A 19,342-nucleotide genomic window follows, 5' to 3' on the forward strand; every position below is an offset into this window, starting at 1 on the left:
ATTTTTTATATGTTATCGGTTAAGAAATTTACATTTAATCCATTTGAGGAAAACACCTATGTGCTGTATGCTGAAAATGGCGACTGCATTATTATTGATCCCGGCTGCTATACCGACACCGAGCGCCAGGCCCTGCAGTCCTATATCGCTGATAAGGACTTGCGACCGGTCTACCTGATCAATACACATTGTCACCTGGATCATGTTTTCGGCAACCGTTTTGTCAGTGAGACCTGGCAACTACCCCTGTACCTGCATGAGGGTGAACAAGCTGTGCTGGCTTTTGCATCACAATCAGCCGCCATGTATGGCCTGACTTTAGATGGTTATACGGGGCAAAAGCATTTTTTAACGGAAGGCGATGCGCTGCATATCGGTGACAACCGATTGGATATCCTGCTGACGCCCGGACATTCTCCGGCCAGTATCAGTTGCTATAATGCGGCCGACGGCTACCTGATTGCCGGTGATGTACTGTTCGCCGGCAGTATCGGCCGTACCGACCTGCCGGGTGGTGATTATGACACCCTGGAGCGATCCATCCGTACGAAGTTCTATACCCTGCCCGATCAGGTAAAAGTCTATCCCGGTCATGGTCCTGGCACCAGTATCGGCTACGAGAAACAGCACAATTCCTTTGTCAGGGCTGATTAGCTGCGCTTGCTGCCTTTCCGTAGCGCAGTTTCAGCACAATCATGGTAACCGACAGCACCAGGATCGCCATATTGGTCAGGATGATCACCCAGTCGTTCCGCATAAAGCCATAGAAGATCCAAAGGACCTGATTGGCTGCGGCGATCAGGAACATGTTTAAGGACACATCTCTTGCCGATTTTTCTTTCCAGGTTTTCAGGACCTGAGGCAAAAAGGTCAGGGTGGTCAGCACACCGGCACCATACCCAAGAATATCAACGCCATCCATATTAATATTTTTTTAACATTTATTTGTAATGTGCTAAATTTGTGCGGAATATATATTCTTTTAAAAAGTATATATAATTTCGTATTATAAAATTATAATGTATGATAATGAAACCATTCCAACTGACCGTCCTGCTGTTGCTGTTTACAGCAACCACCTGGGCACAATCCGATTTTGACGGACCGAAAAAAGCACCTCAGATCGGCTTCAGCGGCAACCTGACTGATTTCTCGGCTTCCTTACCAAAAATAGGCAAAGTCGAACCGGGATTTTCTGTTTTTTTCTGGAACGGACTGACCTCCCATCTGGATTATTCGCTTCGTTACAATGGTCTGTTTTCGAGTTATCAGAAAGCCGGCACAGCGCTGGATCGATACACAGATTATAAAAATGAAGCCGAACTGGCCTTTCACCTGAAAGCATTGAGTGATGACCACCTGCTGAATCCATTTTTGACGGCCGGTGTCGGCGTCGGTAACTATGCCCGCAAAGAACTGGTGCCCTATGCACCACTCGGACTGGGGCTGCAACTGAATTTATTCAGTGAGGGATATGTTTATCTCCAGGGAAATTACCGCCTGCCTTTCAATAATGATAAACTGGACAAAAACACTTTCTTTTCGCTGGGTGTGGCCCAGCCGCTGGTACGCCGGCAAGCAGCAGTTGCACCACCGCCGGTGCCGGTGGAAAAAGACACCGATAACGACGGTTTGCTGGACAGCCAGGACAATTGTCCCACCGTTGCCGGTCCCGTTGAAAACAAAGGCTGTCCCTGGCCGGATACAGATGGTGATGGGGTGCTGGATAAGGATGACAACTGTCCTGATAAAGCCGGTCCCGTCGAAAACAAAGGCTGTCCCTGGCCGGATAAGGATGGAGATGGCGTAGCCGATAAGGATGACAGATGTCCCACCGTTCCGGGACCCGCCAGCAATAATGGTTGTCCGGAAGTGAAAGAAGAAGTAAAGAAAAAAGTAGCGGAAGCTGCCAAGGCTATTTATTTTGTGACCAATGGAGACCAACTGGAAAAACGTTCCTTCCCCGCGCTGAATACCATTCTTGGTGAGCTGGAAGCCGATAAGGATCTGAAACTGGATATTGCCGGACATACTGATAATGTTGGCAAGGATGAATACAACCAGGGACTGAGCGAAAGAAGGGCGAATGCGGTATACAACTGGCTGGTCGAAAAAGGAATTGACAGCGCCCGTCTGCGTGCCGCCGGATTCGGCGAAACCCAGCCGGTAGCCGATAACGGAACTGCCAAGGGGCGACAGCTCAACCGCAGAACCGATATGCAGCTGCATTACGATTAGTTGTTTTGGCAACCTGCTTTTTGAAGGTTGTTAAAAAAGTAGGGAAGCTGCAACTTAACAGATGATTTTTACTTGCTTTCAAAATTTGTCCTGCATTCCAGGTAGCTGCGTGGTCACCCCCGGCTTACTGAAAGCGGAGGGCAGATTTTGAAAGCATTTTTTTTGATGAGCTGGAAAGGGGTGGTTGATCTTGTTGTTCGTTGGGACCCTTAGGGGCTTCCCTGCCATCAAATGAACGGTTAACAAAACACCGCGGGACGAAGGATAAGTTTTAGGAACCGACCTTTTTTTGTTGTTAATTTGTAGTTCAGGCGGCGATGGAAGAGGCCAAAAGAGCTTTTAAAACCGGTTGAACTTTTTGATGAGCAATCCCAATTTGAATAAGGACAAAGATTCGTTGAATACCGCTGACCGGGAGTTTGAAAATACCATCCGGCCGGCGCAGATTAAGGAATTTGCCGGGCAGCCCCAGCTGATCGAAAACCTGACCATATTTATCAAGGCGGCCAAGATTCGGGGGGAAGCCCTGGACCATATCCTGTTCCATGGGCCGCCCGGCCTGGGTAAAACTACCCTGTCCCGGATCGTAGCCAATGAACTGGGCGTGCAGATCAAGGAAACCAGTGGTCCGGTCATCGAAAAGCCGGGCGATCTCGCAGGACTGCTGACTTCGCTGGAACCCAATGACGTTTTATTTATTGACGAGATCCACCGGTTGAGTACGGTGGTGGAAGAATACCTCTACGCGGCTATGGAAGATTACCGGCTGGATATCTTACTGGATACCGGTCCCAACGCCCGAAGCATTCAGTTGTCGTTAAACCCCTTTACCCTGATTGGCGCAACTACCCGCAGTGGCCTGTTGACGGCGCCGCTGCTGTCCAGGTTTGCGATCAAATCCCGGCTGGAATATTATAATGCTGCGACCCTGCAGAAAATCGTTCTGCGTTCCGCCCAGATACTCGGGGTACAGATTACGGATGAAGCAGCCGCTGAAATTGCTGTCCGCAGCAGGGCCACTCCCCGGATTGCCAACGGTCTGCTGCGAAGGGTGCGTGATTTTGCGCAGGTACTCAATGATGGTCAGATTGATCTGGGCATTACCCGCCATGCACTCAAGGCCTTGCAGGTGGATGAGTTCGGCCTGGATGATATGGACAACCGGATCCTGCTGGCGATTATTGAGAAATTCAAAGGTGGCCCGGTCGGCATCACTACCATCGCCACGGCGGTAGGTGAAGAAGCCGGTACCATTGAGGAAGTCTATGAACCTTTCCTGATTCAGGAAGGGTTTCTGCAACGTACGCCGCGGGGTCGCGAAGTAACCGTTAAAGCCTATGAACACCTGGGCCGAAATCCGGGCTATGGCCGGGCCAAAAGCGGCGAGCTGGAGTTTTAGTACCACAGGCCGGGGCCCCACTTCAGGATTGTGCCGCCAGATAATTTTGTATTTCCTGGATCATTTCTTTTTGTGCGGACGCCGGGTGGCGGACCGAAAGGATTTTATCGTAATAATACCTTGCCTTTCCCGGCAGCCTGGACCGGGCCGCTGCCAGCGCTGCTCCCAGCAAGCTGTTCAGCCGGTTGGGACATTGTACCAGACTCGCTTCATAGGTCTGTAAAGCCTCGGGGTAACGATGCGCTTCCATCTGCATATCCGCCAGTAGTTCCCTTGCAGGGCGCAGGGCGCCCGGGGTGACCGGATGTTTGCCGGTGCGGTCTTCCAGATCAGCCGCCTGCTCCATGGTCTGTAGTGCACCCGAAGTATCCGCGAAGGCCCAGTCAATCCAGGCCTGCCCCGTTTGGATCTGGATTTCGACCTGTCGGGCGGCATAGTCATCGCGCGCGCTGACTAATCCTGCCTTGAGTTGCCGAAGTTCTGCGAGCTGCTGCTGCGCTTCCGCATTATGATGAAGATGGACCTGGCCCAGCAGGCGGGTCAGATGGGTCATGGCCGCCTGCCAGGGATAATCCTGCCAGTTGAATCCCAAAGATGGAGGTTCCAGGACAGCTGCCGCCGGCCAGTTTTTTGCTTCAAGCACCACCCGTGCAGGGATTGCGGCCATGGCATAGACCGCTTTGGAACTGAGGGGTTCTATTTTTTGCAGGCTGTCAACATAGACCCGGATATTTTCTGCCGCTTGGTAATTACCCTGCTGCAAGTAAGCATACACCAGGTAGTCCAGACCGTGTAATTCCTCATCCCAATGTCCCGCGAGCGCTCCTTGCTGCGCATAACATCGGGCCGCATCCACCGATTTCAGATTGGTCGCAATGTCTTCCTGCCAGTGCCCCAATCGGGTAAAGATATGGGACGGCATATGCAGGGCATGAGCCGAGGAGGGAGCAACGGATGCATAACGTCGGGCAGCGTTCAGGGCCCGGGATGCCAGTTCAGGATAATCATAGCTATGAATGATATAATGAATCACGCCCGGGTGATCTGGCATATCCCGGTACAGTCCTTCCAGGATCCTGCCCGCCTGTCGCTGACGGCTATAGGTCTTGTCCTCCGGTAAAGCTGCCGCATTTAGCGCCAGGGCATAAAAGATGGCGGCTTCCTTATCATCGGGATAATCCTGGTAAATCCCGGCCATGGCCTTTTCAAATCGCTGGCAACGTCGGTGGTGATCCTCGTGTTCCCAGTTTGTATAAAAGACTTCCAGGCCATGTAAATAGGCAATTTCTCTGGCTGAGACGCCCCGAATCGAAAGCGCCAGCCGAAGCGCCCTGCTACCTTTCAGCAGTTCTTCGCGGCGGGGAGGCGTCCAGAGCGCGTGAAAATTGCACATCGCCACACCCCAGTAAGCCATGGCGCAGTTGGGCGTTTTTTCAATGATCCGGGCAAAGCGCTTTTCCGCTTCCTCATATTCAAAGGAATGCAGCAGGGACAGGGCTTGATTGAAAGCTTCTTGTGTACTACTATCGCCGGTAATTCGAAAAAAGACGGTTCCGTAAGTGGCGCGGGGCGGTCCGCATAGAATCGGGGGGCCCTGCCTGAGCTCCAGACTGGCAATCTGGGCTGCTGAAGGTGGCTGTTGCCTTTGTCGACAGGCATGCAGCAAGGTCACCAGCAATACCAACAAAAGTATCTTTATCGACGCCACAGCGAAAAGGGGGTGATCTTTCATATCAACAGTTTTTGGTGCATCAGCATTTTGAGGACCTGTCGACAGGTACGGGATTTCCTGTCGAAAGGAGGCTGCTAAAGTTACAAACTATAGCCGCCGGCTCAATCGCTTATTCAGGGGACTATCCAAAGAAGTATGCCTGCCCTTTTCGGATCGAACCTGTGGGCCTGTTCAGAATAAAGGCTCAGAAGGAATCCGGTCTTTGAGCTCAATATAATGATCGTCCCCGGTGACCAATACCACCGTTTTTCCCGGGTGGCCGGCCTGAATGCGTCGGATATTGGCGTAGATTTTCTGGTTTCGCTGCTCGTAAAAATCCAGGATACGCAGGTGTATTGTACCCTGAAGGTGATCCTTCAGGCAATCGTAGTATTGGCGGGTGAGTGCGGCATCCTCACTGGCTAATATATTTGACAGGGATGCAGATTGCAGTATCTGCATGCGATCGTCCAGCAGCCGGTTACATATTTCGGTAGGCGCAGCTACGGCAGTATCTTCCTCCAGGGCATTTTTATACTGCGTAACCGGAGCGGCCTGTTCCCAGTAATGATCAGGGATAGGCCGGCCTTCGATGGCTTCCCCCAGCCAGTCAAAACCCAGGATTTTTGTCTCAGGGAACCAGTAACGCATCATCCACATTTCATAGGGATAGTTTTGTTTAAGGTAATTACTGTCGCCATTGATATCCGTCTGACGGATTTCCACAGCAATAATATCAGGACTAAGGTCGTCAATGAATTGTCGCAGGTCCTGATAGCTATAATTTGGATTTTGCCGGTGTAACTGGTGAATGGTGGGTATAAAAAAAGTGCGGGTTTCCTGTCGGTTGCAGGCCATCAACAAGGACAACTGGAAAATGCATATCCAATGGGAAAATACAGGTTTCATGGGGCGTGTCGTTTATATTTTTTTCCGGGGAGATGTAATTTTCACGCTCGGTTATGGCGACCGATCGCATCCCGGGGGTTCAACAGGCAGGTTCAAAAGTAAGAAGATTTCAACAGGAGGGCCGCATTTGTGAGCCTGAATTAACAAGCCGGACTAATTTCCAACACAGAAAGCATGCATATCGGCCAGAAATTCCCGTAGTTCCTGCATGCCGGTAATCGGTGCTGCTGTCAGTAAGAATAGTTTTCCGGTCTGCTTCAGTTTGCCCTTATTGGTGCGGGTCTGCAGGTATTCGATGATTTTCTGGAATACCGGCGCTTCAAAATAAGGCGAATCGGGCCGGTTGATAAAGTAACAACGCAGGGTCTCCGATTTCAGACTCATTTTCTCAAAGCCCAGGTCTATGGCCAGTTTACGGCAGCGGACGGTTTCAAATAAATCACTGACTTCTGCAGGTATTGAGCCGAACCTGTCTTCCAGTTCCCTGGCCATGTCTTTGAGTTCTGCTTCGTTTTCGCAATTGTCCAGCCGCTGGTAGAGCGAGAGCCGTTCTGCAATATTTTCAACATAGCGGTCGGGGATGAGTATTTCCAGATCGGTATCAATGGTACAGTCCTGTACAAAATCATCCTGTTTGCTGATTTCCTCTTTGAACAGGTCCTTGAATTCGGTGCGTTTAAGTTCCCGGATCGCTTCGTCCAGGATTTTCTGGTACATTTCAAAACCGATTTCCGCCATAAAGCCACTTTGTTCGCCACCCAGCAGGTTTCCGGCCCCCCGGATATCCAGATCGCGCATCGCAATCTGAAAACCGCTGCCCAGCTCACTGTGCTGTTCCAGGGTCTGGAGTCTTTTCCGGGAATCTGCAGGCAACAGACTCATTGGTGGTGCCAGCAGGTAGCAGAACGCTTTTTTATTACTCCGGCCCACCCGGCCCCGCAATTGGTGAAGATCACTTAATCCGAAATGATGGGCATTATTGATGATGATGGTGTTGACATTGGGGATATCGACACCGCTTTCCACGATATTGGTGCAAACCAGCACATCGTATTTCCGGTCCACAAAATCCAGGATGCGGCCTTCCAGTTGGTGGCCTTCCATCTGCCCATGGGCATAGCCGATCGAGAGGTCCGGGCAGAGGCCCTGGATGGTTGTTGCCATTTCTGCCGGACCCGCTACCCTGTTGTGGATAAAGAAGACCTGCCCTCCCCGTTCGGTTTCAAAATAAATGAATTCCCGGATCCGGTCTTCATTAAAGACCTGCACTTCTGTCTGGATGGGCTGCCGGTTGGGTGGCGGGGTATTGATAATACTCAGGTCCCGGGCCCCCATTAGTGAAAATTGAAGGGTGCGGGGAATCGGTGTCGCTGTCAGGGTCAGACAGTCCACAGTCGTACGCAGGGTTTTGATTTTTTCTTTGTGGGCCACTCCGAATTTCTGTTCCTCATCGACGATCAGCAATCCCAGATCGTTGAACTTCACATCCTTGCCGATAATGCCATGAGTGCCAATCAGGATATCGATTTTGCCCGTTTTGAGTTTCTCCAGGGTTTCTTTTTTCTCTTTAGATGTTTTGAAGCGATTGATAAAATCCACTGTTACCGGAAATTCCTTCAATCTGTCACTAAAGGTCTTAAAATGCTGGAAGGCCAGGATCGTGGTCGGCACCAGTATAGCGGCCTGCTTGCCATCTATACAGGTTTTAAATGCCGCCCGGATAGCAATCTCCGTCTTACCAAAGCCTACGTCGCCGCATATCAATCGGTCCATGGGAGAAGCCGATTCCATATCTTTTTTGACATCGGCAGCCGCCCTGCTTTGATCCGGCGTATCTTCATAAATAAAGGAAGCTTCCAGTTCGGTTTGCATATAATTGTCCACCGAGTGGGCAAAGCCCTGCTGGGCTTTTCGCTTCGCATAGAGCTTGATCAGGTCAAAAGCTACTTCCTTGACTTTTGCCTTAGTTTTTTCTTTCAACCGGTTCCAGACATCACTTCCCAGTTTGTTGATCTTCGGCACACTACCATCCTTACCCGTGTATTTGGCTATTTTATGCAGGGAGTTAATATTGACGTAGAGCACATCCTTGTCACGGTAGATAATACGGACCGCTTCCTGTAATTTGCCCTGGACCTCCATTTTCTGCAGGCCACTGTAAACCCCGACCCCATGGTCGATATGGGTTACGTAGTCGCCCGGCTGTAGTTCCCTTAAGGTGCGCAGGGTAATGGCCTTATTCTTATTGTAAGCCTGCTTGATCCGGTATTTATGGTAGCGCTGAAAAATCTCGTGATCGGTATAACAGACGATTTTAAGTTCCTCGTCTACAAAGCCCCGATAGATTGACCGGCTGACCGGATTGAATACCAGGTCAGCTTTCAGGTCATCGAAGATTGTCTGCAGCCGTTGCAGTTGCCGGCTGTTCTCGGAATAGATATAAATGCCGAATCCTTTTTTTTCCCTTTCCTTAAGGTCCCTGATCAGGAGCTCAAATTGTCGGTTGAAGGCGGGCTGGGAGCGGGTCTGGAATTCAAAGATTTCTGTCGCCTCATAGGGTTCGCCACCAAAATGAACCAGCTGCCTTTTGCCCAGATCCGCTTCAAAGTCATCGGCATCGATAAAATCTTCCGTTGACAGATCCTTGATCATAGCAACACCCGTTTCCTCCTGGGTCGCGACCGGCGTCGGATAGAGTTCCAGGAAATAGTTCAGTTCCTCGGCCTGGTCTTTCAACCGCTCTGTACAGAGCGCTTTGTCCTGCAGCCAGATAACGGTATTGGCGGGCAGGAATTCAAAAATTGAGACCCGTCTCTCTTCGCGGAACTGGGTATCGATATTGGGAATGATGGACACCGACAGCAGCTTGCGCTCACTAAGCTGGGTTTCCGGATCGATAATCCGAATAGAGTCCACTTCATCACCAAATAGCTCAAAACGGTAGGGTTTGTCATTCCCGAAGGAATAAATATCAAAAATGCCACCCCTAAGGGCGTATTGGCCCGGTTCATAAACAAAATCGCTGCGCTCAAAACCAAATGCATCCAGTTGCAGGAGCAGCTTACCCAGGTCCAGGGTTTCGGCGGTCTTGATATGTATGATATTTTTGGAAAGGGTTTCCGCTAAAACTACCTTTTCGAACAGGGCTTCCGGGTAAGTTACCAGTACCCTGCCTTTGGCATTTTCACCGCCGGCAGATATTCGGGTCAGTGCTTCAGTGCGCAGCATGACATGAGAGGCGTTCAACTGCCGGTAATTCTTTCTGGTCTTAAACGAAGATGGAAAATAAAAAAGATCCAGGGCACCCGTGATCTGTTCCAGGGTATTGTGGAAATAGGCTGCATCCTCCGCTTCGTTTAAAACCACCAGGTGGTTGTACGGTTTGGTAGCTGCGGCACAAGCGGCAAAGACAAAACTGTCGGCGCTGCCAAAGAGTCCGGTAACTGCGATAGCGGCAGGCGAAAAAGAGGAAGCTGCTTCACTTTGGAGCATAGAAATTCTGTTCGCTATCTGTAAACAGCGGGGATCATCCAAATAAAAATTCCTTATTGCCTCCATCTTATCGGGCCGCAAATTTACGACAGATGGGGGGTATTGCCAATTCTACATATAAAAGTGAAAGCAGATGACCTAAGGATTTTTGAGAAAGAACCAGAAAGTTTTCCGCACATATCGAACTATAACACTTGTTTTTAGCCAATTATCTTGTCAAATTAACACGTGAGCTAAATTTTACCTAGTCATAGAGCCGATAGTACAAGAAGCAAATAAAAGACTATTGTCCCGGGCAAACGCCTTATTAACCAAATCAAACTACCTGATTTTTACCTGAGCATGTTTAGGCTATTTTAGATTCGCCAACGACGAGGTAGCAGCTATCCGGTTTTTGTGTAGAGATATAAGTGTCATCCTGAACTGTTACGGAAAGGCATACGCTCGCCATTAAGCCCAGCAACATTATTTTTTTCATACCGTACCTTATTTACACGTTAGAATAAGCTCGTGACAAAACCCCGGATGGTAAAGGGGAACGAAGTCCTTAAGCAGGTGAGATTTGTTTTAACCCGCCCCGACAGCCGGGACGGCAACAACCATGAGAAAATTGCTGCCGTTTTAAACCACGGCTGCGGCTGTTAGACAGGCATTTTGGGCTTACAGGCATAGAGCATCCTATATGCTACTGCATTTGCCAGAATGAAATAATATGATGTGGCGGCACTCATCTTTTTTAAAGTGGTATGCAACTTAATTGTGGCAAGACAAAAAATTTGGATTTTCGATCAACCGGTGGCCTGGCTCTTGCAATTCATCAATGCCCGAAAGGCAGGTCTAGAATTCACAGGTAAGTTAAAACCCCGGATTTTTTGTGTTAGGGATAATAACATATTCCATTATTCTGATACTGTAAGAGTCGGCCGCAATCTAGCTGAGACGCCAAAAGCAATAATAACGTCACTACAGTTTTTCCCAGATCGGTTCAATCGTTAAAAAAATATGACAAGTTCAATATGAAGGTAGGAAAATAAGTAGTAAAGACAAAATAATTATTCACAAAGACTAATTAATTAGCAATGAAATGTAATAATTGATTAAAAATCAATAAATTATGATGTTTTACATTTGAGAAAACAATTGCTGAATGGCAAAAGTAAAATACAATAGAATTAAAACTGTGCTAGCGGAAGTAGACAAAAAAAATTCCGATCTGGCTAAATATATGAAGGTGCATGAAACCACCGTTTCCAACTGGTGTACAAATACCAATCAGCCATCTATTCAGGATCTTTTTAAAATCGCGAAATTTGTAAATAAAAATGTTCGCATATTATTAGTTGCTACTAAACCACCGGATAGTAGTGATGATTGAGTAGGTAAATCTCTGATCCAGCAGGTCACAGCCGTATATCAACAAATGAAAATTTTAGTAGCACCCAATGCATTCAAAGGGAGCCTTTGGGCGGGCGATGTTGCAGAAACCCTACGGGAGGGGCTACTGTCTTCGGAATTGCCGGCGGACATACAGCTGGTACCAGTGGGCGATGGGGGTGACGGTACAGGCCAACTGCTACGGAGCTTTCTACAGGCGGAGACTTTGTATTTTGAAGTAGCCGGACCCCTAGGCCAACCGCTAAAAGCTGCCATGGGATGGGTAGCGGCATCTGCAACGGCGATTATTGAACTGGCGGATTGTTCGGGACTCCGTCATCTGTCGCCACAGGATTATAACCCGATTATCGCAAATACCCGGGGATTGGGCCAACTGATCGGCTTCGCACTGGATAAAGGGGCCCGCAGTATATTGCTTGGAATCGGCGGTAGCGCCACTATTGACGGCGGCACCGGCCTGCTGCAGGCATTAGGTATGGTGTTCCGTGACGGAGCTGGCCGTAGGCTGACCCGACTTCCGGCGGAATTGACGCAGTTGGCGCGTATTGACGATACAGGACTGGATCACCGGCTTCCGGAGCGAAACATTACCGTTCTCTGTGATGTCAAGAACCCTTTGCTGGGCGGTCCTTCCGGCGCCATTCAGGTATTCGGACCGCAGAAAGGGGCAGATACAGCAGCCTTGGAAGTCCTGACCCAGGGCCTGGATCGGTTCCGGGCGGTTACCCGGGAGTTCAGACAGGTGGATATGAACCAGCTTCCTTTCAGTGGTGCGGCAGGTGGTGTGGCGGCTGCACTCAGTGCTTATGCCGGTGCCAGCGCAGTGAATGGGGCAGACTATATGCTCGAATTACTGGATCTAAAAAATAAAATCAAAGATGCCGCTGTCGTTATTACAGGAGAAGGTCGTATAGATGTTCAAACCCTGGAAGGCAAAGCACCTTTCTGTGTGGCTGCTATAGCCAAAGGGCTCGGTGTGCCGGTAATTGGTGTGGCAGGTCAAATTCTCAGGGATCCGGGAGACAGGCTGGATGCGTATTTTGACCGACTGATAGCCATTAACCCACCAGGGGCTTCCCTGACAGAAGCCATGAAAAATACCCGCAGTAATCTGAAAGAAGCAGGTCGCCGGATTGGCCGGCAACTGGCAAACGGCTGGCTCAACTGAATCCCCAAAAATTAGTTGTCAGCAGCATAATTTACACCACCTGTTACAAGATATGGTCAATGCTCAGCCGCTCTGAGCTGTAAAGCAGGGGCAATAACGAAATAATCATCAACATTCTTTTCATCTGTATTCAATTATCGTTTAGGAATGGCAATGAATCCCATTCCATCAACCATCGGATCCGCTGAAGGATCCATAGGTCAAATTGAGGTATCAATAGTTGGACGTGTCGAAACGCAAAAAAGTAACAGAAAGCCTGTTCCGGGTTACCCACTTTTTAAAAAATCAGGAATTCACGGCCTTTTTTTAAGTAAATCCAGTCCCGGCCCGGAACCGGACCTGACTGAACCCATTTTTTATGTAGGTTTGGCCAAAAACGACGTCATGCGAAAATTCCTGCTTGCCCTGAGTTTGTTTATGCTGAACTTTTGCGGCAATACCCAACAATACCAGCCCACCTGGGAATCCTTGAGCTCAAGACCCATCCCATCCTGGTATACCGATGCCAAATTCGGCATATTTATTCATTGGGGCCTTTACAGTGTACCGGCATGGGCTACCAATTCCAACGCCGACGGATTCGGCAGTAATTATTCCGAATGGTACTGGGAGCGATTGAACAATACCAAGCTGAAGATTCATCAGGAATTCGAAGATTTTCACAGAAAAAACTATGGTCCGAACTTTAAATATCAGGATTTCGCGGGCATGTTTAAAGCGGAATTATTTGATCCCGCGGCCTGGGCTTCGATTATCAAAGCTGCTGGGGCCAAATATGTGGTACTGACCAGCAAGCACCATGATGGCTTTGCTCTCTGGCCCAGCCGGGAGTCCTGGAACTGGAATGCTTATGATGCGGGTCCGCATCGGGACCTGGCAGGCGATCTGTCGGCGGCGGTGAAAAAGGCCGGCCTCCATATGGGTTTTTACTATTCGCTTTACGAATGGTATAATCCGCTCTACCGCCAGGATGTGACCAAATATGTGGAACAACATATGCTACCCCAGATGCGGGACCTGGTCAACCGGTACCATCCGGATATCGTCTGGCCGGATGGGGAATGGGACCACAGTGACACAGTCTGGCGGAGCCGCGAATTTCTAAGCTGGCTCTATAATGAATCGCCGGTTAAAAATACTGTCGTAGTCAATGACCGCTGGGGTGGGGGTCGCAAAAACGGTGGATTTACGACAACCGAATATGGTAAGGGCAATTCCAGCATGACCCATCCCTGGGAAGAATGTCGTGGTATAGGAGAATCTTTCGGCTATAACCGCAATGAAAACCTGGAGCAGTACCTCAGCAGCCGGGAGCTGATTGGCACTTTGATCGATGTCGTTTCCCGGGGCGGTAATTTACTGCTTAATATCGGACCCACTGCAGACGGAAGGATTCCGGTGATCATGCAGCAGCGCCTGAAAGATGTGGGTGACTGGCTGAAGATCAATGGAGAAGCGATCTATGGTACCAAACCCTGGATAGAGGGACCAAAAACATCCGGGAAAGGAATCTACTATACCCGCAAGGGGGATGATCTCTACGTAATTGTTACCCGTTGGCAACCGCAGATTCCGGTGCCGGTAAAAACTGCAGGCCCCATATCAATGCTGGGCTATTCCGGCAAGGTCAACCGTATTCAGAAAGGCGGCGGAATCGTGATTGAAACACCTCCGCTGAATCCGGGGAATAATCCCAGTCCTTATGCCTGGGTGTACAAAATACGGCTCCGCTAAATGCTTTCTACGGCCCGATGAGCGCGATGGTTCGAAACAAAATGATATTTTTGCCGGATGTATGAGCTTCGAAAATCGCTGGGTCAGCATTTTTTAACGGATGACAATATCTGTCGTAAAATCGTGGAGACCCTCGAAGCGGAGACTTTTTCCCAACTGCTGGAAATTGGCCCCGGCGGGGGTGCCCTGACCCAATACCTCCGAAAACTGCCGGACCTGGATTTTAAGGCTATTGAGATCGACCGCGAGAAAGTGGACTATCTCCTGACCCATTATCCGGATCTGGCCGGCAAGCTCCTGCATGAAAGTTTTCTGGACAGCCGGCCGCCTTTTGAAGGGGCATTCACTGTTATCGGTAATTTTCCTTACAATATTTCCACCCAGATACTTTTTAAGTTGCTGGAATGGCGCGAACAGGTACCACTGGTCATCGGGATGTTTCAAAAGGAAGTAGCCCAGCGCATTGCGGCAGCATCGGGCAATAAGGTATACGGGGTGACCAGTGTGCTGGTCCAGGCATTTTATCGGGTCAGCTATCTTTTTGATGTACCGGAGCAGGCATTTAATCCACCGCCCAAAGTAAAAAGCGGGGTCATCAAAATGCACCGTCGTTCCGATGTACCCCACATGAAATCCGAAAGAGCTTTTTTTACACTGGTGAAGACAGCTTTTAATCAACGGCGCAAGACCCTGCGAAATGCCACCCGGAGTCTCTTTAGCGCCGAGCAACTTTCGGATCCCGTGTTTGATCTGAGGGCAGAGCGGCTGACCGTGGCAGATTTTGCCGCCCTGACCTTTAAAATGAATTAATATTTTTTACTATTTCCGGCGGGAAGGCCTGAATAAAAACAGAGAAAGAATTTCATGGACAAAGTTGTGATTACGGGCAATGCACACCCGGCACTGGCAGCGCAATTAACTGAAAAGGGTTTTGATGTAGATTATGCACCCCAGATTTCGTACGAAGCCCTCAAAGCCGGTGGTGCGGAAGTCACAGGTCTCATCCTGACCACCCGCATCCGTGTGGACCGATCGCTGATCGATGCCATGCCCCGTTTGCAATGGATCGGTCGTCTGGGCAGCGGTATGGAACTCGTAGATCTGGACTATGCTGCTTCCAAAGGGATACTTTGTGTGAGCAGTCCTGAAGGCAACCGTAATGCGGTCGCCGAACATAACCTGGGCCTGCTGCTGATGTTGCTCAACAAAATGAATATTGCCATTCCTCAGGTGAAAGAAGGTATTTGGGAACGTAATGCCAACCGGGGCCATGAACTGCACGGCCGTACGGTGGGCATCATAGGCTACGGTAATACCGGCAGCAGTTTTGCCAGATTGCTGGAACCCTTTGGCGTAACGGTGCTGGCTTATGATAAGTATAAATCAGATTTTGCTTCCGGTTATATCAAGGAAGCCTCGCTGGAACAGGTTTGCAAATATGCAGAAGTGATCAGCTTTAACCTGCCCCTGACCCAGGAGACCTTTCATATGCTCAATGATGCGCTGGTAGACCTTATGCAGCAGCAACCCATTATCATCAGTGCCTGCCGTGGCAAGGTCATTGATACCGCCGCGCTGATTCGGGGGCTGCATGCCGGCCGGATTTCCGGAGCCTGTCTGGATGTGCTGGAGAATGAAAAGCTGGACACTTATACACCGGCAGAAAGGGCACAACTGGACGAACTGCTTGCCTTTTCCCAGGTGATCATCACGCCACATATTGCCGGTTACAGCCATGAAGCCTTCCTGAAAATGACCACCGTTGTCCTTGAAAAACTGGGACTTAGCACGGAGAAATCGTCCTGATATTTGTTAAATTGTTTAACAAATAAGGGTAGCTAAAATCCTGTTAGTTTTATTATATTTGTATATATAGATAGCAACGCTCTGGGTAGCAGCCAGGGCGTTGTTATTTTTTTCTGTTCAATATAAAACGATTTTATTATGAACGCTATTCAGTATGTAACGAAAGAGACGCTGGAACAAATGAAAGAAGAGCTCCAGCGCATGAAAGGCGTGGAGCGCCCGGCGGCAAGTAAAGCGATCGCGGAAGCCCGCGAAAAAGGTGATTTAAAGGAAAATGCAGAATATGACGCTGCCAAGGAGGCGCAGGGTTTGCTGGAAGCTAAAATTGCAGCATTGGAAGGTGCGCTCGCCAATGCAAGGGTAGTAGATGAAACGGCGATAGACACCAGTAAGGTATCCATTCTGACCAAGGTGAAATTAACCAATCTAAAGACCAGCAAGCAGGTAACCTACCAGTTGGTCAGTGAGCAGGAAGCCGATTTAAAAGCTGGTAAAATTTCCATTAGTTCTCCCATCGGGCAGGGTATTCTGGGTAAGGAACCGGGCCAGGTGGCAGATGTACAGGCTCCTGCCGGACTAATACAGTTTCGGGTAGAAGAAATCAGTATTTGAGGCGGCGGACGATAATCGAATCAGGACCCCGCTTGGCGGGGTCTTTTGGTTTCGATAACTTTAGCATAAATTTTTCAGATGACAATTTTTTCAAAAATTATCGCAGGAGAAATTCCTTCCTATAAAATTGCTGAAGACGAAAATTTCTATGCGTTTCTGGATATCATGCCCCTGCGCAGAGGCCATGTGCTGGTCGTGCCCAGGGACGAGACAGATAAGCTATTCGATTTGCCGGACAAATACCTGTCCAAGATCCTGCTTTTCGCCAAGCCGATTGCCCATGCCATCGAAAAGGCATTTGATTGCAACCGATGCGGACTCAGTGTTGTAGGCATTGAAGTCCCCCATGTACACCTGCACCTGATACCACTTAATGAAGCCAATGACCTCAACTTTGTTCAACCCAAACTGCAACTATCGGATGCTGAAATGAAGGAAGTTCAGCGGATGATTACGGATCAGTTGTAAGTGGTTTTTGATGGGGGCTATCGTACCCTGTCGGGGTTTTTCCGTATAAAGTCTTCCCAGCCCTTGCTGTTATTGGTTTTAGGCAGCGGATCACTGAGCTGATAATGGTGACATAGGGCGACTGCCAGGGCATCGGAAGCATCCAGGAAACGGGGCGCTTCCCCTAATTGCATGATCTGCTGCAACATTTTCCAGACCTGTTCCTTGCCTGCATTGCCATTTCCGGTAATGGCCTGTTTTATTTTTCGGGGTGAATATTCGGTTATGGCCAATCCTGCATGCATGGCAGCCGCAATGGCGACACCCTGAGCCCGACCCAGTTTGAGCATACTTTGCACATTTTTTCCAAAAAAAGGCGCTTCAATCGCAAATTCCTGTGGTCGGTGTAAACCGATCAGTTCGGTAATTTTCTGATGGATCAGTAATAGTCGTTCATAATTGTCTTTCTTTGCAGGAAGTTTTAATGCGTGCATCTCCAGTAATCGGATTTTACCCGATTGCGTTTTGATCACACTGTACCCCATGATCAGGGTGCCTGGATCGATACCTAATATTATTTTAGCGGGTTGCAAACAGGGTTTACTTTTACGGTGGTTAATGACTGCAAACAAAAATATCAAATTATTCATCAAGTATTTTTTAGGGCCGTTGTTATTTGCATGGCTTAGCTGGTCGATCTATAATCAGGTCCGCCACCAGCCCGACCTGCATGCTTCCTGGCGGGAAATCAAACAATCCTTTTCTTCACCCAAATGTCTCTATCTCGTAGCCGTGGTGGCACTGATGGTACTGAACCTGGGACTGGAGGCCTATAAATGGAAGATCGCCGTGGGGCATATTCAGAAAATTCGTTTTCCGACAGCTTTTAAAGCCGTGCTCTCAGGCCTGTCGTTTTCCATCAGTACGCCCAACCGGGTGGGCGAATACCTCGGCCGGGTACTGTACATGAAGGAAGGTAACCGTATCAAGGCCGTAGCATTGACGATATTGGGCAGTATGAGCCAGCTGATCGTAACGGTATTTATGGGGCTGCTGGCACTGTTTTTCCTCAAGCCGGAACTGGTTAATTCCGGGATGATTAGCCCGGTATGGGTCCGGGCGGCTTTTTTTGCTACAGCGATCGGGCTTGTTATTATGTTGTTATTTTATTTCAAGTTGTCCTGGCTGGTAAAAGTGGTCGATAAACTGCCTCAAATGAAGCGCTTGTCCTGGACCATCGAGGCGCTGGAACAGGTGAATGCAACTTTGCTGGTTCGATTTTTGTCTTTATCTGTGACAAGATTTCTGGTTTTTACACTGCAATACTATATCTTGTTCAGGTTCTTTGGCGTGGAAATCGGTTTTGTACAGGCCTGGTCAGGGATTAGTGTAATGTTTCTGGCTTTGGCAGTCATTCCGACGATCGCCTTGTTTACCGATTTAGGCCTGAAAAATGAAATCAGTATTAAAGTAATCGGTCTGTTCAGCAGTAATCACCTGGGTATCGGACTCACATCGCTGACGATCTGGCTGGTGAATCTGGTCATACCGGCATTAATCGGAAGTTTGCTAATATTGAGTATTAAAAACATACTGAAGGGAAAACATGAAAACAATTAGAATACTGACATTATTTTTGGGTACGGTCATGCTGCTGGTAAGCGGAAGGACAACAGAGAATTACCCTGGCACAGTGCAGGCACCTTCCTGTGGTATTGCCAATTCGGCATTTAAGGAAGGGGAGAAAGTGAGTTTCAGTGTTTATTATACTGCCGGAAAACTGGTCAATGTCAATGCCGGGGTGGGTTCCTTTACAACGACACTCGAGAAACTGAACGGCAAACCCGTCTATCATGTAGTAGGCGAAGGCCGCACCCTGTCCAGTTATGAATGGTTTTATAAAGCACATGATACTTATGAAACCTATATGGATGTACAGACCCTGCAACCTTTGAAATTCGTACGGAATGTCAATGAAGGCGGCCATAAAAAATACCAGAACGTCAGTTTCAATAAAAGTGCCAATACAGCCATCAGTGATGGCGTCTATAAAGTGCCTGCCTGTGTACATGATGTCGTCAGTGCCGTCTTCTATGCCCGCAATATCGATTTCGGGAAATTAAAACCCAATGACCGTGTTCCCTTCAATGTTTTTCTGGACAATGAGGTTCATGAAATGTATGTGCGTTATATGGGGAAAGAAACCATTACCACGAAATACGGGAAATTTAAAACCATCAAGTTCCGTCCCCTGACGATCAAGGGTACCATTTTTGACGGTGGGGAGCAAATGACGGTATGGGTAACCGACGATATGAACCATATGCCGGTCAGGATTGAAAGTCCGATTATCGTTGGGAAAGTAAGGATCGATATGACCAAGTTCCAGAACCTGCGTAATCCGATGACAGCGCTGATCAAGAAGCGTTAA

At 48.8% G+C, this 19,342-nt stretch carries 17 protein-coding genes; 12 read left to right on the forward strand and 5 right to left on the reverse strand.

Annotation, left to right across the window (positions count from 1 at the left end):
- Positions 1-9: 9 nt before the first annotated feature.
- Positions 10-654: an MBL fold metallo-hydrolase gene (locus tag ACYVI9_RS10585; RefSeq protein WP_460764346.1), complete on the forward strand. Its 645-nt coding sequence runs from the start codon at positions 10-12 to the stop codon at positions 652-654.
- Here the strand turns inward: ACYVI9_RS10585 and ACYVI9_RS10590 are convergent.
- Positions 641-922 carry a SemiSWEET family sugar transporter gene (locus ACYVI9_RS10590; RefSeq protein WP_460764348.1) on the reverse strand — a complete coding sequence of 94 codons (282 nt, stop codon included), beginning with the start codon at positions 920-922 and terminating at the stop codon, positions 641-643. The genes ACYVI9_RS10585 and ACYVI9_RS10590 overlap by 14 nt on opposite strands.
- Before the next feature lie 107 nt (positions 923-1,029).
- Between ACYVI9_RS10590 and ACYVI9_RS10595 the strand changes: the two genes are divergently transcribed.
- Together ACYVI9_RS10595 and ruvB are read left to right on the forward strand one after the other, a co-directional pair.
- On the forward strand, positions 1,030-2,238 hold the full coding sequence (locus ACYVI9_RS10595) for an OmpA family protein (RefSeq protein ID WP_460764350.1): 1,209 nt from the start codon (positions 1,030-1,032) through the stop codon (positions 2,236-2,238).
- A 361-nt stretch (positions 2,239-2,599) separates the two neighbouring features.
- A complete protein-coding gene (gene ruvB / locus ACYVI9_RS10600; RefSeq protein WP_460764352.1) occupies positions 2,600-3,637 on the forward strand; it encodes a Holliday junction branch migration DNA helicase RuvB in 1,038 nt (345 codons plus the stop codon).
- 22 nt (positions 3,638-3,659) lie between these two features.
- On the opposite strand, the gene ACYVI9_RS10605 is transcribed toward ruvB, so the two are convergent.
- The 3 genes from ACYVI9_RS10605 to mfd form a co-directional block, all read right to left on the reverse strand.
- Positions 3,660-5,369 (reverse strand): hypothetical protein, encoded by a 1,710-nt coding sequence (locus ACYVI9_RS10605; protein WP_460764354.1) that lies wholly within the window; start codon positions 5,367-5,369, stop codon positions 3,660-3,662.
- A gap of 171 nt (positions 5,370-5,540) precedes the next feature.
- The gene (locus ACYVI9_RS10610) at positions 5,541-6,257 is read right to left on the reverse strand and encodes a hypothetical protein (RefSeq protein WP_460764356.1); all 717 of its coding nucleotides are present in this window, start codon (positions 6,255-6,257) and stop codon (positions 5,541-5,543) included.
- 153 nt (positions 6,258-6,410) lie between these two features.
- The gene (gene mfd, locus ACYVI9_RS10615; protein ID WP_460764358.1) at positions 6,411-9,815 is read right to left on the reverse strand and encodes a transcription-repair coupling factor; all 3,405 of its coding nucleotides are present in this window, start codon (positions 9,813-9,815) and stop codon (positions 6,411-6,413) included.
- 1,081 nt (positions 9,816-10,896) lie between these two features.
- Between mfd and ACYVI9_RS10620 the strand changes: the two genes are divergently transcribed.
- From ACYVI9_RS10620 to ACYVI9_RS10650, 7 genes are all read left to right on the forward strand, one after another.
- Complete coding sequence (locus ACYVI9_RS10620; RefSeq protein WP_460764360.1) at positions 10,897-11,124, forward strand: helix-turn-helix transcriptional regulator; 228 nt, start codon at positions 10,897-10,899, stop codon at positions 11,122-11,124.
- Between the two features lie 45 nt (positions 11,125-11,169).
- Positions 11,170-12,312 (forward strand): glycerate kinase, encoded by a 1,143-nt coding sequence (locus tag ACYVI9_RS10625; RefSeq protein ID WP_460764362.1) that lies wholly within the window; start codon positions 11,170-11,172, stop codon positions 12,310-12,312.
- A 384-nt stretch (positions 12,313-12,696) separates the two neighbouring features.
- Entirely contained in the window at positions 12,697-14,046 is a 1,350-nt protein-coding gene (locus ACYVI9_RS10630; RefSeq protein WP_460764364.1) for an alpha-L-fucosidase, read from the forward strand.
- 57 nt (positions 14,047-14,103) lie between these two features.
- Entirely contained in the window at positions 14,104-14,856 is a 753-nt protein-coding gene (gene rsmA / locus ACYVI9_RS10635; RefSeq protein WP_460764366.1) for a 16S rRNA (adenine(1518)-N(6)/adenine(1519)-N(6))-dimethyltransferase RsmA, read from the forward strand.
- Positions 14,857-14,910: 54 nt separating this feature from the next.
- On the forward strand, positions 14,911-15,852 hold the full coding sequence (locus ACYVI9_RS10640; RefSeq protein ID WP_460764368.1) for an NAD(P)-dependent oxidoreductase: 942 nt from the start codon (positions 14,911-14,913) through the stop codon (positions 15,850-15,852).
- A gap of 138 nt (positions 15,853-15,990) precedes the next feature.
- Complete coding sequence (greA, locus tag ACYVI9_RS10645; RefSeq protein ID WP_460764370.1) at positions 15,991-16,464, forward strand: transcription elongation factor GreA; 474 nt, start codon at positions 15,991-15,993, stop codon at positions 16,462-16,464.
- A gap of 78 nt (positions 16,465-16,542) precedes the next feature.
- Positions 16,543-16,932, forward strand: coding sequence for an HIT family protein (locus tag ACYVI9_RS10650; protein ID WP_460764372.1), 390 nt, complete (start codon positions 16,543-16,545; stop codon positions 16,930-16,932).
- 17 nt (positions 16,933-16,949) lie between these two features.
- Here ACYVI9_RS10650 and ruvC read toward each other — a convergent pair whose 3' ends face one another.
- Positions 16,950-17,561 (reverse strand): crossover junction endodeoxyribonuclease RuvC, encoded by a 612-nt coding sequence (gene ruvC, locus ACYVI9_RS10655; RefSeq protein WP_460764374.1) that lies wholly within the window; start codon positions 17,559-17,561, stop codon positions 16,950-16,952.
- Between the two features lie 19 nt (positions 17,562-17,580).
- Between ruvC and ACYVI9_RS10660 the strand changes: the two genes are divergently transcribed.
- Positions 17,581-18,531 (forward strand): lysylphosphatidylglycerol synthase domain-containing protein, encoded by a 951-nt coding sequence (locus ACYVI9_RS10660; RefSeq protein ID WP_460764376.1) that lies wholly within the window; start codon positions 17,581-17,583, stop codon positions 18,529-18,531.
- Positions 18,518-19,342 (forward strand): DUF3108 domain-containing protein, encoded by an 825-nt coding sequence (locus ACYVI9_RS10665; protein WP_460764378.1) that lies wholly within the window; start codon positions 18,518-18,520, stop codon positions 19,340-19,342. Before ACYVI9_RS10660 ends, ACYVI9_RS10665 begins: the two co-directional genes overlap by 14 nt.

The organism is Niabella terrae, from assembly GCF_054783135.1.